Consider the following 24,565-nt stretch of genomic DNA (forward strand, 5'->3'; position numbering starts at 1 on the left):
AATTCTGTTCGGCAGATGGCAGTGGCCTGGCTTCCCGGCAAAAAAGGAGTCGCTCTTGACAGTTTCGTACCTGCTAAAAGAATGTGGTGCCGGAATGTCGTATCGCCTCAATTACATTGAGGCGGTTGTGTTGCGGTCGTTGAGCCGATGGCGCAAAGTGCGTTTGCTGACCTTTGGTTTTTCCATGTGTAGTCGACTCGGCGATGGCCCGCTTTGGGCTGCGGTGGCGGTTACCCTGCTATTGTTCGGTCAAAGCCGGGAGCGTCTGGCGGTAGCCACTGCTGCGATGGTGGTTGTCCTGGCCATTGCAGCTTTCAGCAGTCTGAAAAAGTTGGTGAGAAGACGTCGGCCCTTTGAATTCTTGGCTGACCTTTCCTGTCTGGTACAGCCGCCGGATCGATATTCCTTCCCCTCCGGGCATACCATGACCGCTTTTTCTCTGTACGGGACCTTTGCCACGATGTTGCCCGGTTCCGGATGGTTCTTCTGTCCTGCTGCGCTGCTCATCGGTCTGTCGAGGATTTTTCTCGGTGCGCATTATCCCAGCGACGTTATCGTCGGTGGGCTGTTGGGAGCGGGGCTTGGTCATACTGTAGCGTTAGGAGCCTTGTGGTTGCTTGGTTGAAGAAAACATACGTGGCGACTGTTTTTGGAATGTATTTGTTTGGATGATTTTATCAGAAGGATGAGTTGTATGAGTTGGACCTGGCACAAAAACTGGACTGTGAAGCAACGATTGTACTTGGGTTTTTTGGTAATAATTACTCTGGTGTTGGGGATGCTTGCCTCCAACTACTGGACGACCGCTAAAATTAAACGGGCCGACGGTGAATTAGAGGCTGCTCTTGATGCTGCTGCGCAGGTGCAGGACGAGTCGTCCCGAGCTACGCGCTGGCTTGCCGCTGTTAATGAGTCCCGTACCGGCTTGCGAATGGCCATGGACGGACTGCGCGACGGGTTGTTGGAAAATCGCGCCGAGGTTGGTCTTTTTGCCGATGGCAGGGATGACACTTTGCAAAGCTTTCTGGACAGCTCCGAATTAAAGGAAATCGGGGCGCAACTGCCAGACTTCGGTGCCCGCCTCAGCCAGTTGCAAGAACTTCACGACCAGTTGCTGGCTTCCGATGAGCGCCTGCGCCAGGTCTGGAGACCACGCCATCAAAACCTGGCCGAATCGCTGGCCGAACTAAAACGCACCCAGCTCTATTGGGCTCTCAAGGTCGCTAATATGCTTTTCGTCAAAAGCTCTATCAGCGAACTCCTCTACGAAGAGCTTGGCGATACCCCCCTCGAGGAATTTCGCTCCGGGCCGGTTTACAATAGCCTGGCGGACAAATTACCGGCTCTGAACGCTGCCCTGAATAAGGCTGCTCCCATCAACGAACGACTCTGGGATTCCTCTTACGAACTCAATTCACTGATTATGAGCAGTGAATGGGAGCAGGCCCGCATTCTTTATCGTGATCAGGTGCCACCGGCCATCAAGGCCATGGCCGTTGACCTTGACCGGGTCATCAGTGTTGAGCGTCGGATTTTATCTGATCAGCAGAAGGCGGTCGCCTTGCTCAATGGCAAGGTCAAAGCCACAGCCGATGATGTTATTGAAATATTCAAGGACCTCGAAATATCTCTTGCCGAACTGGAAGTTGCCTCTGGCCACAGTGTTCAGGCGGCTTCCAGCGCCATTCTCCAGAAACGCAGCGCCATCGAATCAAACATCGGTGGAATGCAGCGGATCAACCTCATCGTCACCCTGGTGGTTGTTATGGTCAGTGCTTTGGCCGGGTTGCTGATAACCCGTTCCATCTCGCGCCCCCTGTCGCAGACTGTTGACATGATCCACCGTTTGGAGCAGGGCCAGCTCGACCATCGTTTGCAGCTTAACCGCCAGGATGAGATCGGTACAATGGCCGAAGCCCTCGATCGGTTTGCCGACAATCTGCGGGATGAAGTGCTGACAGCTTTTGATCGCCTGGCTGCCGGGGATTTCACTTTTCAGGCTAAAGGCTTGATTCGGGAACCTTTGGCCCGGACCAACCAAGCTATGCAACAAACCATGGGACAGGTGCGGATAGCTGCTGAGCAGATTAACTTCAGTACCGTTCAGGTGACCGAATCCAGCACGGCTCTCTCCCGGGGAGCGACCCACTCCGCCGCTTCCCTTGAAGAGATCAGTGCTTCGCTGGCTGAGGTCGCCTCGATGACCAATAACAACGCTGAAAATGCCAAACAGGCAAATACCCTGTCCAATGAAGCTAAAACCGCTGCTGTCCGGGGTAGCCGCTTGATGGATGAGATGGTCGATGCGATGAGCGAAATTAATCGATCCGGCGAGGATATTGCCAGAATCATCAAAGTGATCGATGAGATCGCTTTTCAAACTAATCTGTTGGCCCTAAACGCAGCTGTTGAGGCCGCCCGTGCCGGCCAGCACGGCAAAGGATTTGCCGTGGTCGCCGAAGAGGTGCGAAACCTGGCAGGCCGTAGTGCTAAAGCCGCCCGGGAGACCGCCGAACTTATTGAGAATTCGACGGCGAAAACTCGCTGTGGTACGGACCTTAGTGATCAGACGGCGGCGGCTCTGCAGGAGATTGTGGCCGGCGCAACCAAGGTTTCAGACTTGGTCGCCGAAATTGCAAGTTCGAGTACCGAGCAGGCAGAGGGCATTAGTCAGGTCAACCGTGGCTTGGGGCAAATCGATCAAGTGACCCAACAGAATGCAGCCAATGCCGTCGAAAGTGAAAGAGTCTCACAGGAATTGTCAGTGCAGGCGGCTCAACTGCAACAGATGATCAGCCAGTTTCGTCTTGGTGGATCACCGCTGCGCCTCGTGGGAGGCACCGAAGCCGCGCTGCCTTCTGCTGATGCCCCGGCTCTGCTTACAGGCTGAATTCGCTGAAAAGATGAGTTTTTCTTGCCTTGCCGGATGGATGTACCTCCGGCATTAAGCCAACCCCACCACGTAAGACCTCCAACTATGCAATGGCCGACCAACAAAATTTGGTCGGCCAAATTTTTTCAAAATCCCCTGTGTCGGTCGAAATAAGTCATTTCTGCAGGTATGGTTAGATGTGCTGCAGGCACGGGGGCGGTTTTTGTATACCGGTTTGCAACTCGAACAAGGCACCGCTCGGGGAATTAGGTTCATTATCGCAGTTAAGGTTGTGGCAGGAATGATTTAGCGGTAGAATACGGCCATTTTTCCGAAGGAGTAGAATGATGGATAACAAAATGGTGCTTATCACCCTGATCGGTCCGGACCGTCCCGGCATTCTTGCGGCGGTTACCGGTTGTATCGCCGATGGGGGAGCGCGCATTCGCGATATCGAACAGAGCGTGACCCATACCCTGATGCTGTTATCCCTGCTGATTGATTTTCCTACCGGCGAAAGCGATCAGAAGCCGCTGATCAAGGACCTGCTGTTCCTGGCCAAGGAGCTTGGCCTGCAGCTCGATTTCGAGGTCGTCGCAGAAGAGGACTATCAGAATCTGCAGTCTTCCCGCTATGGCTATGTGTTGACCATGCTCGGCGACAGTGTCGATGCCGGTGCGGTAAACAGAGTCGCTTCCTTGCTTACTGACTACAGCATCAACATCGACCGCATCAACAAGCTGACCCGTGGTCAGTTGCGTTGCGTGGAGTTTTTTCTTAATGTGCCGAATAATACCGATCTTAAGGGTATGACCCGCCAGTTACTGGCCGAAGGGGGCGGACTCGGTATCGACATCGCGGTACAAAAGGAAAACCTCTACCGGCGAGCTAAACGGTTGGTCGTTCTGGATATGGACTCGACCCTTATTCAGATCGAGGTTATTGACGAGTTGGCCCGTCTGGCCGGAGTCGGTGAGCAGGTTGCGGGTATTACCGAGCGGGCCATGAACGGTGAACTCGATTTCCAGCAAGCTCTGCGCGAACGGGTGAGTCTGCTGAAGGGGCTGCCTGCCGATGCGCTGGAGCAGGTCTATCACGACCTTCCCTTCACTCCCGGGGCCAAGAACCTGGTTCGTATTTTGCGCCAGCTCGGTTTCCGTACCGCGGTCATCTCCGGAGGGTTCGATTTCTTCACCGACCGACTCAAAGCCGAACTGGGCCTCGACTATGCCTATGCCAACGCCCTGGAGATTGCGGACGGCAAGGTCACCGGGCAGGTAGCCGGCGCTATTGTCGACGGTCAGCGTAAGGCCGAACTGTTGGCCGAGATCGCCGAGCGAGAAGGCATTACCCTCAGCCAGGTGATCGCCATCGGCGATGGCGCCAATGACTTGCCGATGCTCGACCGGGCCGGTCTCGGCATCGCTTTTAACGCCAAGGCCCGTGTGCGGGAACAGGCCGACTATCATATCAACCAGGGCAGCCTCGATTCGATACTCCATTTGCTCGGTATTGCTGAATGGGAGATGGCGGAGCTGTCGAAGTGAAGCTGCCCGCTCCCCTGATCGAAGGGCGTCTGGTGCGGCGTTATCAGCGATTTCTTGCCGATGTTGAGCTGGCCGATGGGTGTCTGGTGACAGCCCACACTCCCAATACCGGCAGTATGCGTCAGTGCGCCGTGCCCGGCCATCGGGTGCTGATTTCCCGATCCGATAACCCCAAACGCAAGCTTAAGTATACTCTTGAACTTATCGGGGTTAATGGCCATTGGGTCGATACTCATACCCATCGCACCAATCGGGTGGTGGAAGAGGGTCTGCGTCAGAGCTGGATCAGCGAGCTGGAAGGCTATGAGATTACTCCCGAGCACCGGTTCGGCAACAGCCGCATCGATTTTTTGCTGGAAAAAGATCAGCAGAAGGTGCTGGTCGAGGTGAAGAACGTCACCCTGATGTGCGATGCCCGGCAGGCCTGTTTTCCCGACGCGGTGACGACCCGTGGTCAGAAGCACCTGCGCGAGCTGATGGCGGCGAAAGCCGAAGGCTACCGAGCGGTGATCTTCTTTCTGGTACAGCGGGGCGAAGCGACCAGCTTTGGCCCGGCCGACGACATCGATCCGGAATATGGCCGCCTGCTGCGCGAGGCAGTGACGCAGGGGGTGGAGGTATTAGCTTATCGCAGCCAGGTGTCCGTTGAGGCGAACCGGGTCGGGGAGCGGTTGCCGGTGGTGCTTGATTGAGGCCCCTTTTACGTTCAGTCATGATAGTCAGAGGGTAACTCTATGCGTGCCGTCGGCCTGATCACCGAGTACAACCCTTTTCACAACGGCCATCTTCACCATCTGCGCGAAAGTCTCAAACAGGCCGATGCCGAGGTGTCGGTGGCGGTCATGAGCGGCCATTTCCTGCAGCGGGGGGAACCGGCCTTGGTCGACAAGTGGCGGCGCACAGAAATGGCGCTACGGGCCGGGGTCGATGTGGTGGTAGAGCTGCCCTTCGCCTTTGCCTGCCAGAGCGCCCCTTATTTCGCCCGTGGCGCGGTGCAGTGTCTGAACGCGCTCGGGGGCGTGAAATCTCTCTGTTTCGGCAGTGAAGCGGGCGAGTTGAAGCCCCTGCAACGGTGTGCCGAGCTGTTGCAGCAACGGCAGGGTGAATTAGCTATTGGCATCGCTGCTCAATTGCGCCAGGGGGTTCATTATGCCGACGCCCGTGCTGCCCTGGTGGCTAAGCTGAGTGGCGACGACCAAATGACCACTCTGCTGCAAACCCCCAACAATATTCTGGCCCTCGAATACCTGCAAGCTCTGCGGGACACCGGCAGCGCCATGCAGTCGCTGACCATTCCCCGGCTGGGAGCCGGTTACCATGAGTTCGCAGCAACCGGCAGCATTGCCAGCGCCACAGGCATTCGCCAGCGGCTTGCCGAGGGGCAATCGGTGGCGGAGTTTCTTCCGGCGGCCTGCGTTGATTCGCTGCAACAGACGTTGACCAACAAGCTGACTGCCGATGCCAATTCGTTGCACCAGTTGCTGCTTGGCCAGATTTTTCGCGGTCGGGATGACTTGCAGAAGGTCTACCAGGTCGAGGATGGCCTCGACCGGCGCTTGGCCGATGCCGCTCCGGAAAGTAATGGTTGGGAAGACCTGGTCGATCGGATCAAAGTGCGGCAACTGACCCGCACCCGCGTTCAACGTATCCTTTGCTACGTGCTCAACGCCGTACCCTCTGCCGTGATGGCCGATGCCATCGAAGCAGGCCCCCTTTATCTGCATCTGCTTGGTTGCAGCGATCGTGGCCGACGTTTTCTCTCCTCTTCGCGCAAACAGCGCTCCCTGCCACTGATAGCCAATTTTTCCCGGGTCTATGCCACTCTGAAACGTTTCCACGGTCCTGAATCAGGGCGTCTCAAGCTGGCTCTTGCCATGCTCGAAATCGACTTAAGGGCTACGCGCAATTACACTCTGCTGCTGCCGGGCTGGGCCGGTGGTAATCGCAACCGGGATTTCTTTCAGGAAGTCCTCAGCGACTGATTCTTTTTTCCGTTGCACCGTCGCCACTTCACGAGAGGAACAGACTCTAAAAGCTTGATTTCACGCGGAGCCGCGAAGCTGCGAAGAATGTCCAAATCGGCCTCATGCCATAGCGCAAAGAGCGCAGCGGAAACTCAGAATCAGATCAATAATTCTTTTCGGATTTGTCCTTGCTCTGCTTTTGTTCTGTCGTGGACGCGTTGGGTAAGGATGTGGTGTTGGGGGTTAAGGCTTTGATTCCTTCGCGATCTTCGCGGCTCCGCGTGAGTCGGGATTGTCCGTCTGTTTTTCGCACCAAGCCACGATCAGTCGATGATTAGATTAGGCAGTTCATTGGTGTCGTCTTCGCGAATCGGAAATTGTTCGGTAAGCAATTCGCCGCAGCGACCGATGGCCCGGCACAGGGCATCGCACGCCTGACCCCGGCGCAGACCGTCGGTGACAATGGCGACGATTTCCTGCCAGGTTTCTTTCGGCACCAAAGTATTGATGCCCCGGTCAGCCAGCACCTCGACCCGGTGTTCAAACAGGCAGATCAGAATCAGAATGCCGGTGTTGTCACGGGTGTGGTGCAACCCCTGCTCGACAAAGGACACGAGAGCTTTTTCTTCAACCTCGGCGTTGATCTCCGCTTCGGCAATCAGCCGTTTTTTCAGAGCCGGGACAAAGCGGACCAGCCACTTACAGGGCAGGTAAAGAAGCAGGAAGGCGGGGAGAAAGGCCCACAGGGAAGCATTCCAGAACCACCAGCTGATCAGGGAGGCGAAGGCCAGCGCAAAAAAACCGCCGCCGATGATCTCGGCCCTGGGATAGTCGTAAGCCGCACCGACCACCATCGGTACGATCTCGCCGCTGGTCTGTTTTTCCGCTGCTTCGACTGCAGCCTCGATGCGTTGTTGTTCTTCTGCCGAAAAGAATCCGTCGGTTTTAATTGTCATGCCTTCCTCGAATGCTTTGCCAGGTTAAATTTTTACCACGAAGGTCACGAAGTCCACGAAGAAAAGCTTAACAACCAACCTTTATGGCTTTGGCTTTTTGATCCTTGTTTTCCCTTTGTGTCCTTCGTGCTCTTCGTGGTGCAGGCTTTTGAGTTTGGGTTTTTTATCTACGCTTCAACTACCAATCGCAACTCGATTTGACAACCGGCTACCAGCTGCCCGAAGCCCCGCCGCCGCCGAAGCCGCCACCCCCGCCGCTGAACCCACCGCCGCCACCAAAGCCTCCGCCGCCACCCCCGCCGAACCAGATGCCTCGGCTGCGGCCATAGCGGGAGTGGGGTAGAAACAGACGTAGCAGGCCAGGTCCCAGGAAAAACAGGAAAAACAACAGGCCAAAGGGGCTGCGCTTCTTTTTGCCGGTAGAGGGCCCTGTGCCCTTATACTCACCCCGCACAGCTTGAGTCATGGCGCCGACTCCGGCGATGATGCCGCCGTCGAAATCTCCCTGTTTGAAGCGGGGCGAGATTTCGTTGTCGATAATGCGTCCAGCGAGCAGATCGGTCAGTGTCCCTTCGAGGCCGTAACCGACCTCGATGCGGATTTTACGCTCCCCTTTGGCCACCAGCAGCAGGGCTCCGTTGTCCATTTCTTTTTGACCGATCCCCCAGGTTTCGGCGACTTTCAATGCATATTCGTCCACGGCTTCCCCTTGCAGGGAGTCAATGGTCAGAACTGCGATCTGAGTCGAGTCGCTTTCTTCAAAAGAGCGCAGGTAGCGCTCCAGTTTCTGTTCCGTGGCGGAACTGAGGATTCCTGCCCGATCGGTGACATAGCCCTTCGATGAGGGCACATCCAGAGCCGCTGCAGGCAATGCCAGGCTGAACAGAAGCAACAGGGAGAGGAAAGATCGTTTCATATCAGAATTTCACCTGAGGTGCCTGCTCGGCACCAGCGGCGGCCTTAAAGGGTTCTTTGCGTTCCAGCTTGAGCAGGAATTTGTTGGTCAGGTTTCCGGGAAAGGTGCGGATCGAGCTGTTGAAGGTCCTGACCGCCTGATTATAGCGCTGACGCGCCACGTTGATACGGTTCTCCGTGCCTTCCAATTGATGCTGCAGGTCGCGGAAGTTTTGATTGGCCTTCAAGTCCGGATAGCGTTCGGCAACCACCAGCAGCCGCGACAGGGCGCCGGACATGCCTTGTTGGGCCTGTTGAAATCGCGCTATGCTGGCGGCATCGCCGAGCTGGTTGGCGTCGAGCTTGACCTGGCCGACTTGAGCGCGGGCCTCGGTGACTGCCTGCAGAGTCTCTTTTTCATGGGCGGCGTAGGCCTTGACCGTTTCCACCAGGTTGGGGATCAGATCGGCACGGCGCTGATAGGTGGCCTCCACATCGGCCCAGGAGGAAAAGACCGTCTCCTCGTTTTCCTGAATACGATTGTAGCCACAGCCGGACAGAGACAACAAGGTGATGAGCAACAAAGGCCAGAACAGCAACGATAATTTACGCATAGAGTGATCTCCTTGTGAAAATCGACAAATTTTCGTTAATATAGTTATGCATCATACGAATGTAAAGGTGTCACTGGTTCGTTTCAGTTTTGTGATTTTAACACTCTTTTCCCGTGAACGAGAGTTTTTCTATGAGCAAACATTTGGTCTTAGTTGGTGGTGGTCACGCCCATATGACCGTGATGAAGAATCTGGCTGATTACATAAGTCGCGGTCATCGTGTAACTCTGGTTAGCCCAAGTCCCTATCATTATTATTCGGGCATGGGACCGGGGTTGCTTGGCGGCACCTATCGTCCTCAGCAGGTACGTTTTCATATCCGCAAATTGGTGGAGAACCGTGGCGCCCGCTTTGTCGAAGATCGGGTGACCTCCATCGATGCTGATAAACGCAGGCTGCGCATGGCTTCCGGTGATGTCCTCGATTATCACATTGCTTCCTTCAACACCGGCAGCGGGGTGCCCCTTCAGGTAGCGGGAGCCCAGGGAGAAGGGGTGGTGCCGGTAAAGCCCATTGTCAATCTGTTACAAGCCCGGCGCCAGCTTTTGCAGAACATGGGAGGCAAAAGTCAAAACCTGTTGGTGGTGGGGGGCGGTCCGGCCGGTGTCGAATTGGCTGGCAACCTGTGGCGACTGGTCAATCTGGCCGGTGGTCAGGCGCAGATCACCCTGCTGGCTGGTAGCCGGTTGCTGCACCGCTTCCCGGACCGGGTAAGGAAACTGGCGTTAAAGTCTTTGCGGGAAAGGGATATACCGGTACTGGAAGGGGGGCGCGCCTCCTCGGTGGCCAATGGCCGGGCTGAACTTTATGACGGGCGTAGTCTTCCATACGATCTGGCATTTATTGCCGCCGGCGTCGAACCGTCTCCGATCTTCGGTGATTCGGGATTGCCTGTTGGTGAGGATGGCGGATTGTTGGTCAATAAACAGCTGCAGTCGATCGCTCATCCTGAGTTGTTCGGCGGCGGTGACTGCATCAGCCTGCAAGGGAAGCCTTTGGCCAAGGTGGGAGTCTATGCGGTACGGCAGAATCCGATTCTTCATGCGAACCTGCTGGCGGCCCTCGAAGATCGGCCGCTGATTTCTTTCAAGCCGCAATCCCGATATCTGCTTATTCTCAATCTTGGTAACCATCGTGGCATTTTAAGCAAAGGGTGCCTGGCCTGGGAAGGACGGCTGCCATTCATGTTTAAGGACTGGATCGATCGACGTTTTATGAAAACCTATCAGGTCTCCGGAGAGTTGGGAGAAGGCAACGACAATCACCACTTTTAATAGGAGGCAACCATAATGGGACTGATCGATTATTTCAAACCGGTAGCCACCTGGAACACCGACAAAGTGCGCACTTTTCTTAAAGAGCAGTCAGACGACAGTTACAACCTCGTCGATGTGCGCCAACCCGGCGAATATGAGCGAGGGCATCTACCTGGAGCTGTCCTGATACCGGTCAAGTCTCTGGATGAGAGACTGTTTGAGCTCGATCCTGAAAAGCTGACCATCACCTATTGCGCCGCCGGTGTACGCAGCCGGGCGGCGGCCTCGGTGCTCAATAATGCCGGGTTCAAGGAAGTATACAGCATGTCCGGGGGCATAAACGCCTGGGATGGTCTCATCGCCGAAGGTGACTTGGCGATAGGGACCGCCTGGTTCACGACCGCGACCAAGGCAGAAGAATATCTCGCTCTGGCCTGGCTGCTCGAAGATGGTGCCCGGCAGTTTTATGCCGAACTGGCGAGGTCCTTTCATGAAACGCCGGCAGGTGAGTTTTTTAAACGCTTAATCGCTGCAGAAGACGCCCACAAGGAAACCCTGCACAACCTCTATCATGGTCTCAGTACCCGTTCTGCCGGCGATGATTTTCCTGCGGCAGTGCTCCCTGGACCGGTCTCCGAAACCATGCTTGAAGGCGGCTTGTCTTTGGCGGAGGCGTTGCGCTGGCTCCCCGGCAAAACAGCCCAGCAGGCCCTTGAGCTGGCTATCAGTCTGGAAGTTAATGCCTATGATCGTTATCAGATTATGAGCCGTAAGGCCATTGACCTGGAGGGACAATCGGCCTTTGGGAAACTGGCCCTTGAGGAAAAGGCCCATCTTGGTTTGCTGAGTGACGAGTTAGATCGTTGGTTGGCACACCATCAATAGACACTGGATATTTCCTCCCCCTGATCGTTAGGCCGATGTTTTCTCTAGCTTGGAAATGGACCTATCGAGTCAGGGGGCACTATTCTAGACAATTAATAAGTTGAGTTCGCCCTCGCTGGTCTTTTAGAGACTCCGTGGGTTTTTTTGTTAAAAGTCTAGATGGTTATGTGCCTTTTGTGAGCGCTTGACAGTTTATCTGGAGTTCTTGACATCATTCAAACACAAGATAATCTCTTAATACGTAATAGCAGATTCGTTGTTTTCCTGACAGATTATTGCAAAGGGGAAACTATGAACGGACTGATAAACTTGTTACGCAGAAAGAACCCTTCCTTTAAAAAAGGGGCGACGGTAGTTGAATTCGCCCTGATCATCCCTGTTCTCTTGATCCTTCTCATGGCGATTATCGAGTTGGGAGCGTTGTTCTGGGTCAATATGACCATGCAGCATGCCGTTAGAGAAGGGGCCAGATATGCAATCACCGGTCGTATTGACTTGGACCCGAATCCGAACCCAGATGATCGATTACGGCCCGCTGCGGTGGCAGAGAAAATCAAATTGAGTTCTCTGGGGCTGTACGATTCCGTGGTCACCGACATGGTTGTTACCGACCCGGACGGCAACGTGCTGGGCGGTTTCGGTGGACCCGGGGAGACACTCGTTATTAATCTGCAATGTTCCTGGCCCTTGCTGACGCCACTGATCAGACCTTTTTTTGACGGTGGAACCTATAACTTTCAGGTGAGCTCAACGATGCGCAATGAAAACTTTTAAAGACAAACATAGTCGTTATTCTTTCTGGCAATCCCGTGGTCAAAAAGGAGCTGCGGCGGTGGAAATGGCCTTGGTGTTGCCGTTGCTTCTGGTGTTGGCTTTTGGGTTGTTTGAGTTTGCCCGAGGGATTCTGGCTAACAATGTCATCACCGGTATGAGCCGCGAAGGGGCCAATCTCTATTCTCGAACGGGAACGCCGCCGGGAGACATCATGACCGCTTTGACCGGAACTGCCAGTCAAGTCAACATGGTGGATAACGGCATTATTTATATGACCAGGATTCAACAGACGGGGGGCAATCCCCAGGTTCTGGAGCAGTTCCGTTGGATCGATTCGGCCTTGACGGATCCACCGTCCAGCGGAGTCTGGCTATGCGATGGTCCGAGTAACTGGGATGGCGAGCAGTGTGACATCGGTCCGGCTGTGACAAGCGCAACCCGCACGGCCACTCTCGATATGACCCTCAATGACGGTGAAGAAATTGTTGCGGTGGAGGTTTTCTATGTCTACCGGCCGGCCTTCGACTTTTATTTGAAAAAGGACCTGACTTTCTATTCCCGGACATTGCTCTGACCTCTTACGGAGCCGCAATATGCATAAGAATAGGTTGTCGAATAATTCTGGTGCTGTTCTGGTTATTGTTGCCCTGTTTACGGTGGCTCTGCTCGCCGTCACCGGGCTTGCTATTGATTCCGGCATTGGCTTTGGCGTGCGCGCCAAACTCAATGCCGCTCTGGATTCTGCCGCCATCGCTGCTGCTAGAGCGGTTGCGACCGGCAGTACGGACAGCGAACGAGCAGCGGCGGCACAGGCTGCCGGAGAAAAGTATTTTGCAGCCAATTTCCCTGATGGCTGGCTGGGGGCAACCCCCGGTGCGCCTATTATATCGGCCGTTCACCATGCCGATGGTTATTGGGAAATAGACGCTTCAGGTTCGGCATTGGTTCCCACCAGCTTTATGCGCCTTATGGGGCGGGATATCATGACGGTTAATGCTGCGGCTGAAGCGATTCGGCGTGATCTCGACATGATGTTGGTCATCGATTCATCTGGTTCCATGGGTAATCCTTCAAGTGCCTTTGGTGAAGTCAAAGATGCCGCCAGCAATTTTGTCGATTTATTCAATTCCGGCCCTGGCGGGGATAGACTCGGCTTGGTTTCCTTTGCTTCAGGTTCGGTGCTAGATGTGCCGATCAACAAGGATTCGACCCGCGGCTTTGATAAAACCGAAATGCAAAATGCGATCAGTGCCCTCTCTGCGAGCGGCTATACGACCTCCGAGTGGGCTATGCAAAGGGCTTATCAGGAATTGGAAGCCGTACCTGCCGGAATACGTTCCAGCTTGCGGGTTATAGTTTTTTTCAGCGACGGGGCGCCGAATACGGTAGCGTCCGATTACACGCGCTTTGGAAGTACGGTGACCGGAACGCTTGCTTCGGGGACATCGGGGCCTGGCGATAATCGCGCCCAAGGTTTTTACGATCATCTACAGCTCAATTCTTATTCGGGAAGTTGGGGAACCGATATTGCCACCTTGCCGGAATTCGGCCTCGGAAACGTACCTCTAGCCAGTTTTAACAATGCACGCACCCTGGACCCGACTAGTGCGCCCTATGACAATACCAGGTGCAATGTGAATATGGCCGCCCGGAATATGGTGGAGAATGTGGCTAACACGGCTCGCGGAAATAATATTTTTGTTTTTACTTTGGGTTTTGACGGCAGTTCCAGACTGTCTACTCAGGAAATAGATTTTTGCGGTTACGGTTCTGAGGAATTGGGCGCGAACATTCTGCAACGGTTGGCGAATACGACGGCGGCGGACGTCTCTCAAGGTGATCAGCCGCGAGGCCTTTCCATTATTTTTGAGGAACCCGAAGAAGCCGAAGCGGCTTTTAATCAGGTAGCCAGTGCTATCTTGAGGCTTACCCGTTAGAGCCGGCAAGCGCTAAAGCTGGTGGTTAAACATTATAGAAAGGAACCTGGTGACAACATTGGCCAGACGTGGAAAAAATCGGTTATGTCAGGAGGCGGGAGCGACCATGGTGGAATACGCGGTACTCTTGGCGCTTTTTGCTTTGCTGGTTGTCGGAGCTGTTGTCCTTATCGAAAACAAGGTCAATAACTCATTTGATACGGTGACTAACGAACTAGCCAACCCGCCCGGTTCTTGAATCAATTCCAGATGTGAACTAGCTGAGATTGGCGTCGCGACCGGGTAGGTTTGCGGCGCCATTTGTGTTTGAGATGTCAGGATTGTTTTTATAGTGGAATAGCAGGACGTTAAGCATTTTCCCTTTGATAAAATGAGATTTTATGATGTACAGGTTATTTATCCAGCGAACTATTTTCTTGCTGGTCATACCCGGGTTGCTGTTATGCAGTGTTGCTTGCGGTAATCATGCGAGAGGTTTAGATGCCGCGGTTCCAATCCCATCTCAAAAAGTCTCAGCTTCGGGTGAGCAAAACATCTATAACAATTCTTTCGGCCTGACTGACGGCGAGGTTCAGCAGTTGCTTACAGAGCATAATCGAGTAAGGTCGGCGGTTGGTGTGGGGCCAGTGATCTGGTCCCCTGATCTCGCAGCCTATTCTCAGGAATGGGCTGATTACTTGGCTGATAATCAATGCCACATAAAACATCGTCCGGCGGAAGGCCGGTGGCAGGGGCTTTACGGAGAAAACCTGTTCACTGGTACTGCCGGTTTTTATGATGTGGGCGATGGGGTGCGGGCCTGGGAGAGTGAGAAACAGTTTTTCAAGGGTGGCGCTGTTACCCTGGCTAATGTCCAGCAGGTTGGTCACTATACCCAGCTGGTCTGGCGAGGGACTACCCAGATCGGCTGTGGCAAAGCCGAATGCGGGGGAAGGATTATCCTGGTATGCAATTATGCACCCGCGGGCAATGTTGTGGACGAGGCTCCCTATTAAGTAGAGATCCAAGCATGAAAACACTAGAGCGGGGCGCCAGGGGGAGGGCGACCCGCTCTAGTGTTTCAGGGGGAGGTTTAATGCTTACCAACTACTATTTTGCTTTCTTGCGAAAGCATTAAGCTTGTTTGATAAAGGTGCCGGATTCTGCACAGGAAGGGCATTTTCTAGGTTTGCAGCGCCCTTCTTTTTCATGTCCGCATTTTTCACATTTAAAGATGGCCATATCTGTCTCCTTGTGGATGGAATTGTTTAAATAGAACCAAATTGGTAAAGATTCTACCTGAAATGAATTTCAAGTCAAGGGGCAAATAAAAAAGGGGTTACGTCAATGACGTAACCCCTTGATTTTACTTGGCGCGCGATGCAGGATTCGAACCTGCGACCTCTGCCTCCGGAGGGCAGCGCTCTATCCAGCTGAGCTAATCGCGCTTGGACCTGATGGTATAACTCATTCCCTGCGGAATTGCAATGGATAATTGATGGCGTCGCAAAAAGTCCGCCCTACTGTGTTGCAGTTATTTTTCAGGACTTTGACATACTGATGTATGCCTTCATCCCTGAAAATTAACTACGCCTTGTAGGCCGAAATTTTTGCTTAGCCATCTAATGTTTAATATGAACAGATCTTGTTTGCCAATGAGATTATTGACCTTCGTTTCTTTCCGGTGGAGCTTGTGGTAACAAACGTTCGCTGCTGTGCAGCACTAATAACATCATGACAAATATCAAACCGTTGTAAAGCAACAGGGCGCCGCCATGATAGGGAATTGCAGGCAACAGAATGAATAGTCGCTCGGCAAAGAGTCCGGCCAGGACCAGTAAAGATATGGATGACACAAAGCGTAAATCGCCTTTGGCGTCGCCACCGAGCAGAGCAACAAAGGGGGCAAGAAACAGGCTGATTAGAAACAACCAGCAGAGTTCCCGGCCGGGGCTGTGGCTCAGGCGTTCAGTGACGAAATGCACTTCCTCGGGCAGGTTCGCGTACCAGATGAGCAGGAACTGGGCGAAGAATAGACCTGCCCAGAGGATGCTGAAGCCGAACAGCAACAGGCCGACATCCCGCAAGTGGAGGGTTGTCTGTTCAGGTGCGGCTTTTATTCGAAGGCGGAAGTAGAGCAGCATAGCCAGCCCGGAAACGGCGATGCCGGCATAAAGGGATTCGGTGAAGAAGTAGAGGCCGAACATGGTGTTGACCCAGGGGAAGGCCGCCGACATGAGCCAATCGTAGCCGACCAGACTCTGAGATAGAACAAAGGCCGCCAGGTAGATTACGGCGTAGCGGTCCTTGAAGGGAGTGCCTTGGGTGCTATGCAAAGCCAGCTGCCGACCGGCAATGAAGGTCAGTACTAAGCTGACCAGGTTGCGTCCCATAAAGAAGGGCCGGTTAAGCCATGCCGTAGGATGGTTATCCCAGGGGAAAAGCTCGAGCTGAGGCCAGAGCAGGGCAAACAGCAGCGCCAACAGCAACAGCAGGGGATAGAGGGCGAGCAGTTCGCGGCGTAAAGAGGCGATCCATTTAGCTCGTACCAGGGCAGTCACGGCCGCGACTGCCACCGCACCCTGGATAATAGCCCCCCAGAAGCTCAGGGTGAGGAGTAGTGAACCCTGCTGATCAACAAGTCCGCCGTATTCGATAAGGCCGATGGTGACGGCGAGAATCAATAACAGGCTATAGCAACCGCCGATGCTCAGTTTAGTGTCGTGCATGGCGCAACCTCATCTGTAATGGTAATGATAAATCGGGAGTCGAAATCCTGTTCTTCGACCAGGGCTTCGATTCGGGGAAGTCTGGCTAGCAGCAGGAAACCCGCGAAGGAAGCCAGCGATCCGATGAGGATGGTCATCAGGTAGCCGATGAGCAGAAAGGGCGGTACCGCCACGACCGGCTTACCGCCGGTGCTGATCGGCCAGTCCAGGGAGGTGAGCGCTGCCAGCAGAAAGCCGCCGCCGAAACCGGCCAGCGCCCCTCCCAGGGCAAACAACGGCAATTTGCTTGGCGGTTGGGCAAGTAACGTTTCGACCTCGCTAAGGTGGTAGGGAGTGCGCACGTCCAGTTGCTCACGAGGAGTGCCGTCCTTTAGCAATTGTTCCAACTGCTGCAGAAAGGTTTGCTGATCGTCAAAGAAAAGCTGTCGAGCCATATCAGCGCTCCTTCAGTTCGGTAATCGACAATACCGGAAGAATTTTGATGAAGAGCAAAAAAAGTAAGAAAAACAGCCCGAAAGAGCCGGCGGTAATGCCGAACTCGGTCAGAGACGGGGTGTATTTTCCCCAGGCATAGGGGTCGAAGTCCCTGGCCAGGGAGGTGACGACGATGACGAATCGCTCTAACCACATGCCGACGTTGACCAACAGAGAGAGGACGAAGAGGAAGGCCAGGTTACGTCTCAGGCGGCCGATGAACAGAGTGAGCGGCAGGACAGAGTTGCAGCCGACCATAATCCAGAACAGCAACCGGTAGTCGCCGAAGGCGCGGAAGCGGAACTGCTCCATTTCAAATAAGTTGCCGCTGTAGAAGGCCAGCCCCTGTTCGACGATATAGGCGAAGCTGACGATCAAGGAGGTCAGTAGCAGGATCTTGGCGATTGATTCGATATGCTCAACGGGAATATAGGTTTCCAGACGTAGCAGACGGCGCATGGGGATCACCAGGGTAATGACCATGGCGGTGCCGGAGAGGATGGCGCCGGCCACGAAGTAGGGAGCAAAAATAGTGGTATGCCAGCCGGGGACGATGCTCACCGCAAAGTCCCAAGAGACAATGGAGTGGACCGAGGCGACCAGCGGCGTTGCAAAAGCTGCCAGAAAAAAGTAAAGCTTGGCATAGTGTCGCCATTGTTGGGAGCTACCGATCCAGCCCAAAGTCAGCAGACGATAGATTTTGCCAGTAAAGCCGGTTCTACGACGGGCGACGATGGCCAGGTCGGGCATCAGGCCGATATAGAAAAACACCAGGCTGACCAGCATATAGGTGGAAACGGCAAAAACATCCCATACCAAAGGCGAACGGAAGTTAACCCACAATTGACGCTGGTTTGGGTACGGAAACAGGAAGTAGGCAAACCAGACGCGGCCAAGATGGATCAGAGGGAATAGTCCTGCCACCATTAAGGCAAATATGGTCATCGCTTCAGCCGCTCGGTTAAAGCTGGTGCGAAAGTGGGCCCGAAAAATGTAAAGCACAGCCGAGATGAGTGTGCCGGAGTGAGCGATGCCGACCCAGAAGACAAAGTCGGTGATGTAGACGCCCCATCCGACCGGGTGGCTGATACCCGCCACGCCCATGCCGAGGGCGATTTGTCGCCCCCACAGGGCCATGCCGCCGAGAAACACCAAACCAGCTAGAAATATGCAGGCCAGGTAGGAGCGGCTCGGCCAACTCATGGCCGCGAGAACATCCTGTTCAATTTTCTCAGTCGAAGAAGTGTTCTGCATGGTCTCTCAATCGTGTGAATAGTAGTTGTGGCGATTGCGCCCGGTTACTCGGGGCGCAGGTAATGCACTGCTGGTTCGGTGCCCAGGTCGGCGAGAACCCGGTAAGCCCGTTTACTGTGGGTCAGTCGATAAATGTGCGACTCTTTGTCAAGCAGGTTGCCAAAGACGATGGCACCGGTTGGGCAACTCTGGGCGCAGGCTGTGGTCACTTCGCCGTCCTGCACCAGACGGTTTTTATCTTTCGCACGATCTTTGGCAATGCGAATACGTTGCAGGCAGAAGGTACATTTTTCCATCATTCCCTTGGTACGTACCGGCAGATCAGGGTTGCGCAACCGATCAAGGGGCGGGGTGGCTTTATGCTGCCACCAGTTGAATCGGCGTACTTTGTAGGGACAGTTGTTGCTGCAGTAACGGGTGCCGACGCAGCGGTTGTAGACCTGGACATTAAGCCCTTCGGGATTGTGATAAGCGGCATAGACGGGGCAGACCGCTTCGCAGGGGGCATAGTCGCAGTGCTGGCAGAGCATGGGCAGAAAGTCGACCCGCCCCTGCTCATCATAGAAAGGTTCAATGCGCAGCCAGGACATCTCACGCCCGGCCAGATGATCGGACGCTCCGACCACCGGCACATTATTTTCTATGTAGCAAGAGGCGACACAGGCGCTGCAACCGACGCAGCGTTGCAAATCGATAGCCATGGCCCAGCGATAGTTTTCGTATTGCGGCTCGGGGTAGAAGGAGGCGCGGGGGCCGTGCTTTTCCTGGTCGTGTTTTTGCTGGCGATGGATCGGTTTAGGAATCAGGCCGCGCCCCTGCTGTGAGGGAGATCCGGCCAGGATAGTCAGGCGGTGCAGTTTTCCGGTGTTTTTCACCTGCAGATTTTCAAGATAGCGCAACGCCTCGCCGGTATCAGGATCGATACCCGCTGCCGGATTCGGCAGGCTGTCCATGGGCAGGGTCAGAACTTCGGTCGCCTGACCAGGTTGGATGCGCACCGGTTGTGTGCTCTGCCAAGCAGCGGTTTTGAGCTGGAGCTCTCCACCGTCCCGCAAGCGAAGTCGGTCTGCGGTCTGCGGAGCAACGGCAATCCAACTGCCGTAAGAGATGGTGGTAAGGGGGTCGGGAATCTCCGAGAGTAACTCCAAATTATGACTGCGGCCGTCGAAGGAACGGATTGACGGAGCAATAACCGCCGCAGGTAGCAGAAGGGGAGCCTGTGATTGCAGATTTTGCAGAGCTTTTGTTGCGCGGGCCTGGTTGAGGCGTATGGAAGGTTGCTGTCGGGTTTCGACCAGGAAGCCATCTTCCATAAGCTGCCCAAGTTGGGGGCGACTGAAGCGCTTCTGCCACTGGTTTTGCAGATAGGTCTCCCAGTCAGCCGCCGGAGCCTTACCGGTGGCTTGTTGCAGCAGTTTAAGCAACAAGTCGCCTTCGCTGAGGGATTGAATCTGTGGGGAGGCTATCGGTTGCAGCAGACCGATGACGCCCCGACGGGGTTCGGTGTCCCCCCAAGTTTCAAGACTGTGAGCCAGTGGCAGGACCAGGTCCATCTGGTCGGTGGTGTCATCGGCGAGATCCGCCAAGCCGACCTTCAGAGTCGCTTTGCCCAGAGCCTTTTTTATCTCCAGCGTCGTGGGACTATGGCGAACCGGATTGCAGCGGCTGACGAACAGTACCCCAACGCGGTCAGCGGCGAGTTGCTGACTTAATTCATTTAGATCCAGCAGGGATCCGACCCGTGAATAATTTTCAGGTGCAGAAAAATCCAGGCCGCCCCAAGGCAGGGAGGTCAGCCACTGCAATAGAGCACCGAGCAGGGCGACCGATTGGCCGTTGCGATGGCCGGTAGCGGTGCCGCCGACAATTAACAGCGGTTTTTTGGATTGCGCAAAGCGGGAGGCCAATTCCTTTAGTTGTTGGGTGGACAAACCGGTTGCGGCAGATGTTGCGGCAAGATCTTGCGAGGGAAACAACTTCTGCAGTGTCTGTGGCCAGCGGCCTTGGTAACGATTCTGGGAAGTCAGGGTCTGCAGCAACCAGAGCAACAGAGCTCCCTCACTGCCGGGTTTCAGAACCAGTCGGTTGTCAGCATTGGCGCCGGTCAGGGAATAATGCGGTTCCAGGTGCGTCCAGTGGCGCTCTTTGTTCGCTGTCAGGGCACTTGCCTGATTCGTATAATCGATGGGGCTGAGAAATGTCTCGAGTAAATCGGCACCGATAGTAATCAACAGATCGGCTTGCTCGATCCTGTAGCGGGGCAGGTCGGGCTGGTCGAAGAGCCGGTCATAGCTTTGCCGCAGGGCGGCATGGGAAAAGGGTTCAAATTCCGCCAGCCGTTCGATATCCAGAGAGTCGCAAAACTCTTCAATGAGGGTGTCCAGGGTGCCGCTGGTGCGCCCGGCCAGCCAGGAATTTTTTCGACCCTGCTGACGGCTTAGCTGAAGAGCTTCGGCAATGTCAGTTAATGCCTGAGTCCAGGAGATCGCTTGCAAGCGCCCGTCGGCTTGCCGTTTAAGAGGGGTCTGCAATCGCTGCGGATGATAGAGCCGCCACAAAGAGGCCTGCCCGCGCAAGCACAGGCCACCGCGATTGACAGGGTGTTGGGGGTTGCCTTCCAGTTTGACCGGGCGACTTTCCCGGATGCGGGTGAGCAGGCCGCAGTGGGCCGGGCATTCACAACAGGTCGATGGTCGCCAGGTTTCGGTGCCGGGAATGATGCCGTCTTCGGCTGGCACCAGTAGCGACACGAGCTCCTCCTGTCCTTTTTCAGAACCACAGGATGAGAGTGCTGCGGCTCCGGAAACCAGGCCAAGCATCTGTAAAAACTGCCGTCGATCCATGCTCGATTCTCTCCGTTAAATCAGAAACTCATCAGTGTCCAGCCTGAGGGTCTAGACAAACACTACTTATGGCAGGTGGCACAGTCGAAAGAAGCACCGCGGCTGCGATGGCAGCTCAGGCACCAACCCATCTGCAGGGAACGGACTCGGCGTACTTCTTCCATTTCTGCGATGGCACCATGGCAGGCGTTGCAATCCAGACCGCTGCTGATATGGCGTTTATGAGAAAAGTAGATGAATTCGGGTACTTGGTGAATGCGCCGCCAGCGAATCGGTTCGCCCTTTTGCTGATAGCTGAGCAGTTTCTGGATTTCCGGCCGCTCTGTGGCGATGGACTGGTGGCAGGATACGCATTTAGCGACAGCCGGCATGCCGGCCTGAGGGCCTTTTGTTACCGATTCGTGACAGAAATTGCAGTCCAGCCCAAGACGGCCGGCATGAACGGTATGTGGAAAAGCAATGGGCTGGCTATTGTCCCGGTCCGATGCAGGCCAGAACAAGGCCACCGCTCCAAGGAGCAGTAAAAAACCTCCGAAGTAGACGCATAACAGGGTATGGGGCAACCATTTGGGCATTGCAAAGCCTCTTTAGGCAAGGAGCAGGTTGAAGGGATTTGCCAGGGAACCAATGATAAAGCTGGTTGATCGCTCTCTTTGTCCCGCCAACATCCTAACGCTGCCCAGGTTGATCAGTGTTCTCGGTGAGCAGGTATTCGGTTATTGCGCCGGCTTCTTGCTCTGATAGACCAAGGTTCGGCATTGCCGGATAGTTTGGATCAATTTTTGGTGGATTGCGTAGAAAGCCTGACAGGCTGTCTTTGTCCGAGCGGTATTTATCGAGCACGCTGTTCAGTGCTGGTCCGATCAGGGGTTGATCAAAGCGATGGCAGACGCTGCATTTTTGTTGGAACAGTTGGCCGCCGTCGACAGTCGGTAAGACTTTCGGCTCTGTTGCGGGCTGAGGCGCAGATGGCTTTGTTGTTTGGATTGCTGCCGCGGGCAGTTGCAATCCGGCCAGAGCCACATCGGTCAAAGAATTTTCCCGTGCGGTTTGAGCCCCTAGCACCCAGAGCGTGGTCAGCACGATGATGGCTAGCAAGGGGGGTGTTAATGCCTGCGGTCGCTTCTGTAACAGAGGTTTGATTGTCATCAGAGCCAAGGCTGCACTGGTGGCCAGAGTGAGGGCCGCGCCCAGGTAAAGCCAAGGTGAATGAGCCAGTTCCGGGGCCAGTAGCAGCTCCAGAATTTGAAAGAGAGGCCAGGTCAGGGCTGCACCGAAAATCAGTATCTGGCGGTTGTGTTGCCGGTCGAGTCCGGCCAGCATCAGTGCCAGCAAGATGAACTGGGCAAAACGAACGGTACCGTGCCAGGAGAGCAGTAATGCTGGCCGCGTGGTGAGAAAGGGCCAGCTCTCGGGGGTCAGCAGTAGGCTTTCAGTGTTGAGGAGAAAGTAGCAGATCGAAAGGAGCAGTAAGTCGCCGATTATCGCTGCCGCGAGAGACAGGCGCCCGGCAGGCTGGGTCCCTTTCAGGTGCTGCCGGGCTGCAAGAATGAGTGCCAGGCCGATAATGAACAAGAGCGTTACCCCACCCCAAAAGGGGTTGGTAAAAAGAGCGGTGCGATAGGCTATTTTTAATAGCAACAGATTGCAGGCCATGATCAGGGCAATCAGCAGGCCGGCGCGTCTGCCGGTTAGTACTTTGGGGCCGGGCGCGAAATTGGGCTGGGTGGGTGGCGGAGCGTTGGACGGAATGAGGGCTTTGCCGGGCAGGGTGAGCAAAACCTCGCCTGCCAGATAACCCAGGGACAGGCAGAGCAGGGTCTGACAACCCCCCTGCATCGCTTTGATGAGCAACAGCTGTTCCTGAATGACCGGCAACATTCGGGTCCCCTGATGTGTGGAATAAAAAATGGATTGCAGTTGTTCGTTTAGAAGGGTATCGGACTTACCATGAATCGACAGCAGAATCGTATGGTCGGCCCATGTTTCCGATACCTTCAGCAAAATAGCCCTGCTATTCGCTCTTAAATCCTCGAAAGTCTGGCCTTGAACAGCCAATCTTTCGTTTCGGCCCGTTACGTCCGAGATCCTCCTGGCGCAGGCGGTTTACCAGGCCATTAAATCATAAATCCCCTGTTTTGCAATACTTATGCTCTTTACAATCCTTTGAAAAGCTTTACTGCATATTGCCGGATAGAACTGCAGTCACGGGGATTCGTACCTTGGGCGTGCGGGGGCTGCTGGTGCGTAGAGTCACATACCCTGCAAACCGGCTCTTGTCCGTATCGGGAGCCAGACGAATAGTAATCTGCACGCTTTCTCCCGGGGCAACTTGCGGGGAGGTAAGGTCCGCCTGTAATTCCTTGCTGGTGGTTTTAAGATCGGAAAGGAATAGCTGCGTGGTGCCATCGTTGCGCAGGTTAATGACTGCAGTGAAAGGGGCTTTGTCCTTCCTGCCCTTGAATTGCAAGCGCCGAGGTGTCACCACAACCTCTTTTCGCACCTCACCATGCAATCGAAATTTGGTTTGTGGTTGATCGGGATCGTTGGAGTAGACATAGACGGTCTTGGTGACTCTCCCTTGGAACCCCTTGGAATTAAAGGTGGTCTTTAATTCCCCCCATTCGCCGGGCGCCAGGTTCTTTGCGGATAATAATGCTGCCGTACAGCCGCAGGAACTGCGAACCTTGCTGATGACCAGCGGAGCATCTCCAGTATTTTGAAACCGGAAAGTGTGGTCGGTTTTGCTGCCTTCTGCAACCCGCCCAAAGTTGAACGACGGTGCTTCTGCCTGTAAGCGAGGAGAGGCGAGAGCTATTGCCGGCACGGCCAGGATTATCAATAAGAGCAGGAGGTGTCTCATAGCGATGATCACTTTATTGTTAGATGGATAAGTTGGATATACTATGTTTAACTATATAGCACAGAATATAATGTTACTGCCAGAGTCTCGGTTTCCGGTGAATCAATTGACACCCCATTTGCCGATCTGTTATAGAATGACACTGCTTTGGACTTACATATAAACGGGGGCTTATGCCGACACAGGGATTGGAAAAATCATACAGCCGGGAGCATATCGCTCGCCAGGTGCAGCGCCTCGGTGAAGAGATCAGTCGTGACTACGCAGGAGAGGAGCTATTGGTCGTTTGCGTCTTGAAAGGGGCCTTTCTGTTTTTCGCCGATCTGGTACGAGCGATCTCTCTGCCGGTGAATGTCGATTTTGTGCGAGTGGCCAGTTACGGTCCTCATACCCAGACGACGGGACTCGTGGAGTTTCGTAAAGACCTGGAAATGTCTGTAACCGGTCGCCACGTTCTAATCATAGATGATATCTTGGATAGTGGCTTTACCTTGGAAGCTCTCTACCAGAAGCTCGCCGGTCGCAAACCGGAAAGCCTCAAGACCTGCGTGTTGCTTGATAAACGACAGGCACGGCAAACGGCCTTTGAGGCCGATTATGTGGGTATTAGTTTTGATAGCGGGTTTGTCGTCGGCTATGGTCTCGATTATCAGGAATCCTTTCGAAGCCTTGCCGATATCTATTTGTTCGATCCGGCTCAGTCGGTATAGGGGGAAGCTTTTAT

General features: G+C 54.6%; 24 protein-coding genes and 1 tRNA gene. 13 read left to right on the forward strand and 12 right to left on the reverse strand.

Annotated features, from left to right (window positions below):
* Positions 1-55 precede the first annotated feature (55 nt).
* The 5 genes from A7E78_RS13200 (at position 56) to A7E78_RS13220 (ending at position 6,401) form a co-directional block, all read left to right on the forward strand.
* On the forward strand, positions 56-625 hold the full coding sequence (locus A7E78_RS13200) for a phosphatase PAP2 family protein (RefSeq protein WP_083553124.1): 570 nt from the start codon (positions 56-58) through the stop codon (positions 623-625).
* Positions 626-694: 69 nt separating this feature from the next.
* On the forward strand, positions 695-2,890 hold the full coding sequence (locus A7E78_RS15470) for a methyl-accepting chemotaxis protein (RefSeq protein WP_072284705.1): 2,196 nt from the start codon (positions 695-697) through the stop codon (positions 2,888-2,890).
* Positions 2,891-3,216: 326 nt separating this feature from the next.
* Positions 3,217-4,419 carry a phosphoserine phosphatase SerB gene (serB, locus tag A7E78_RS13210; RefSeq protein WP_072284706.1) on the forward strand — a complete coding sequence of 401 codons (1,203 nt, stop codon included), beginning with the start codon at positions 3,217-3,219 and terminating at the stop codon, positions 4,417-4,419.
* Entirely contained in the window at positions 4,416-5,111 is a 696-nt protein-coding gene (gene sfsA / locus A7E78_RS13215) for a DNA/RNA nuclease SfsA (RefSeq protein ID WP_072284707.1), read from the forward strand. Before serB ends, sfsA begins: the two co-directional genes overlap by 4 nt.
* Before the next feature lie 42 nt (positions 5,112-5,153).
* Positions 5,154-6,401 (forward strand): nucleotidyltransferase, encoded by a 1,248-nt coding sequence (locus tag A7E78_RS13220; protein WP_072284708.1) that lies wholly within the window; start codon positions 5,154-5,156, stop codon positions 6,399-6,401.
* A gap of 305 nt (positions 6,402-6,706) precedes the next feature.
* Here the strand turns inward: A7E78_RS13220 and A7E78_RS13225 are convergent, their stop codons facing one another.
* The 3 genes from A7E78_RS13225 to A7E78_RS13235 all read right to left on the reverse strand — a co-directional run bounded on the left by A7E78_RS13225 (position 6,707) and on the right by A7E78_RS13235 (position 8,847).
* Positions 6,707-7,339: a TPM domain-containing protein gene (locus A7E78_RS13225; protein ID WP_072284709.1), complete on the reverse strand. Its 633-nt coding sequence runs from the start codon at positions 7,337-7,339 to the stop codon at positions 6,707-6,709.
* A gap of 208 nt (positions 7,340-7,547) precedes the next feature.
* Positions 7,548-8,255, reverse strand: a complete 708-nt coding sequence (locus tag A7E78_RS13230) for a TPM domain-containing protein (protein ID WP_072284710.1) — start codon at positions 8,253-8,255, stop codon at positions 7,548-7,550.
* A gap of 1 nt (position 8,256) precedes the next feature.
* A complete protein-coding gene (locus A7E78_RS13235; RefSeq protein ID WP_072284711.1) occupies positions 8,257-8,847 on the reverse strand; it encodes a LemA family protein in 591 nt (196 codons plus the stop codon).
* A gap of 131 nt (positions 8,848-8,978) precedes the next feature.
* On the opposite strand from A7E78_RS13235, the gene A7E78_RS13240 reads away from it, so the two are divergent.
* From A7E78_RS13240 to A7E78_RS13270, 7 genes are all read left to right on the forward strand, one after another.
* Positions 8,979-10,121, forward strand: a complete 1,143-nt coding sequence (locus tag A7E78_RS13240) for an NAD(P)/FAD-dependent oxidoreductase (protein ID WP_072284712.1) — start codon at positions 8,979-8,981, stop codon at positions 10,119-10,121.
* Positions 10,122-10,136: 15 nt separating this feature from the next.
* The gene (locus A7E78_RS13245; protein ID WP_072284713.1) at positions 10,137-10,988 is read left to right on the forward strand and encodes a rhodanese-like domain-containing protein; all 852 of its coding nucleotides are present in this window, start codon (positions 10,137-10,139) and stop codon (positions 10,986-10,988) included.
* A gap of 291 nt (positions 10,989-11,279) precedes the next feature.
* Positions 11,280-11,762 carry a TadE family protein gene (locus A7E78_RS13250; RefSeq protein WP_072284714.1) on the forward strand — a complete coding sequence of 161 codons (483 nt, stop codon included), beginning with the start codon at positions 11,280-11,282 and terminating at the stop codon, positions 11,760-11,762.
* Positions 11,749-12,336, forward strand: coding sequence for a TadE family protein (locus tag A7E78_RS13255; protein ID WP_083553131.1), 588 nt, complete (start codon positions 11,749-11,751; stop codon positions 12,334-12,336). The genes A7E78_RS13250 and A7E78_RS13255 overlap by 14 nt, the downstream gene beginning before the upstream one ends.
* Positions 12,337-12,355: 19 nt before the next feature.
* A complete protein-coding gene (locus A7E78_RS13260) occupies positions 12,356-13,699 on the forward strand; it encodes a vWA domain-containing protein (protein ID WP_072284716.1) in 1,344 nt (447 codons plus the stop codon).
* A gap of 106 nt (positions 13,700-13,805) precedes the next feature.
* On the forward strand, positions 13,806-13,937 hold the full coding sequence (locus A7E78_RS13265) for a hypothetical protein (protein ID WP_083553133.1): 132 nt from the start codon (positions 13,806-13,808) through the stop codon (positions 13,935-13,937).
* 142 nt (positions 13,938-14,079) lie between these two features.
* Positions 14,080-14,694, forward strand: a complete 615-nt coding sequence (locus tag A7E78_RS13270) for a CAP domain-containing protein (RefSeq protein WP_083553135.1) — start codon at positions 14,080-14,082, stop codon at positions 14,692-14,694.
* 118 nt (positions 14,695-14,812) lie between these two features.
* Here A7E78_RS13270 and A7E78_RS15785 read toward each other — a convergent pair whose 3' ends face one another.
* The 9 genes from A7E78_RS15785 to A7E78_RS13315 form a co-directional block, all read right to left on the reverse strand.
* The gene (locus A7E78_RS15785; RefSeq protein ID WP_072284717.1) at positions 14,813-14,920 is read right to left on the reverse strand and encodes an RCKP-type rubredoxin-like domain-containing protein; all 108 of its coding nucleotides are present in this window, start codon (positions 14,918-14,920) and stop codon (positions 14,813-14,815) included.
* Positions 14,921-15,049: 129 nt separating this feature from the next.
* Positions 15,050-15,126 (reverse strand) — tRNA-Arg (locus A7E78_RS13280).
* Between the two features lie 213 nt (positions 15,127-15,339).
* Positions 15,340-16,407: a hypothetical protein gene (locus A7E78_RS13285; protein WP_072284718.1), complete on the reverse strand. Its 1,068-nt coding sequence runs from the start codon at positions 16,405-16,407 to the stop codon at positions 15,340-15,342.
* Positions 16,389-16,841: a quinol:electron acceptor oxidoreductase subunit ActD gene (locus A7E78_RS13290; protein ID WP_072284719.1), complete on the reverse strand. Its 453-nt coding sequence runs from the start codon at positions 16,839-16,841 to the stop codon at positions 16,389-16,391. The genes A7E78_RS13285 and A7E78_RS13290 overlap by 19 nt, the downstream gene beginning before the upstream one ends.
* A 1-nt stretch (position 16,842) precedes the next feature.
* Positions 16,843-18,135: an NrfD/PsrC family molybdoenzyme membrane anchor subunit gene (nrfD, locus tag A7E78_RS13295; protein ID WP_072284720.1), complete on the reverse strand. Its 1,293-nt coding sequence runs from the start codon at positions 18,133-18,135 to the stop codon at positions 16,843-16,845.
* A gap of 44 nt (positions 18,136-18,179) precedes the next feature.
* A complete protein-coding gene (locus tag A7E78_RS13300) occupies positions 18,180-20,978 on the reverse strand; it encodes a molybdopterin-dependent oxidoreductase (protein WP_072284721.1) in 2,799 nt (932 codons plus the stop codon).
* A gap of 62 nt (positions 20,979-21,040) precedes the next feature.
* Positions 21,041-21,553: a cytochrome c3 family protein gene (locus tag A7E78_RS13305; RefSeq protein WP_072284722.1), complete on the reverse strand. Its 513-nt coding sequence runs from the start codon at positions 21,551-21,553 to the stop codon at positions 21,041-21,043.
* Positions 21,554-21,647: 94 nt separating this feature from the next.
* The gene (locus A7E78_RS13310; RefSeq protein ID WP_145924909.1) at positions 21,648-22,982 is read right to left on the reverse strand and encodes a c-type cytochrome; all 1,335 of its coding nucleotides are present in this window, start codon (positions 22,980-22,982) and stop codon (positions 21,648-21,650) included.
* Positions 22,983-23,154: 172 nt separating this feature from the next.
* Complete coding sequence (locus A7E78_RS13315) at positions 23,155-23,841, reverse strand: DUF1573 domain-containing protein (RefSeq protein ID WP_072284724.1); 687 nt, start codon at positions 23,839-23,841, stop codon at positions 23,155-23,157.
* Between the two features lie 173 nt (positions 23,842-24,014).
* Between A7E78_RS13315 and hpt the strand changes: the two genes are divergently transcribed.
* Positions 24,015-24,551, forward strand: coding sequence for a hypoxanthine phosphoribosyltransferase (hpt, locus tag A7E78_RS13320; protein ID WP_072284725.1), 537 nt, complete (start codon positions 24,015-24,017; stop codon positions 24,549-24,551).
* The last annotated feature ends 14 nt before the right edge of the window (positions 24,552-24,565 follow it).

The organism is Syntrophotalea acetylenivorans (genome assembly GCF_001887775.1).
GTDB lineage: Bacteria > Desulfobacterota > Desulfuromonadia > Desulfuromonadales > Syntrophotaleaceae > Syntrophotalea_A > Syntrophotalea_A acetylenivorans.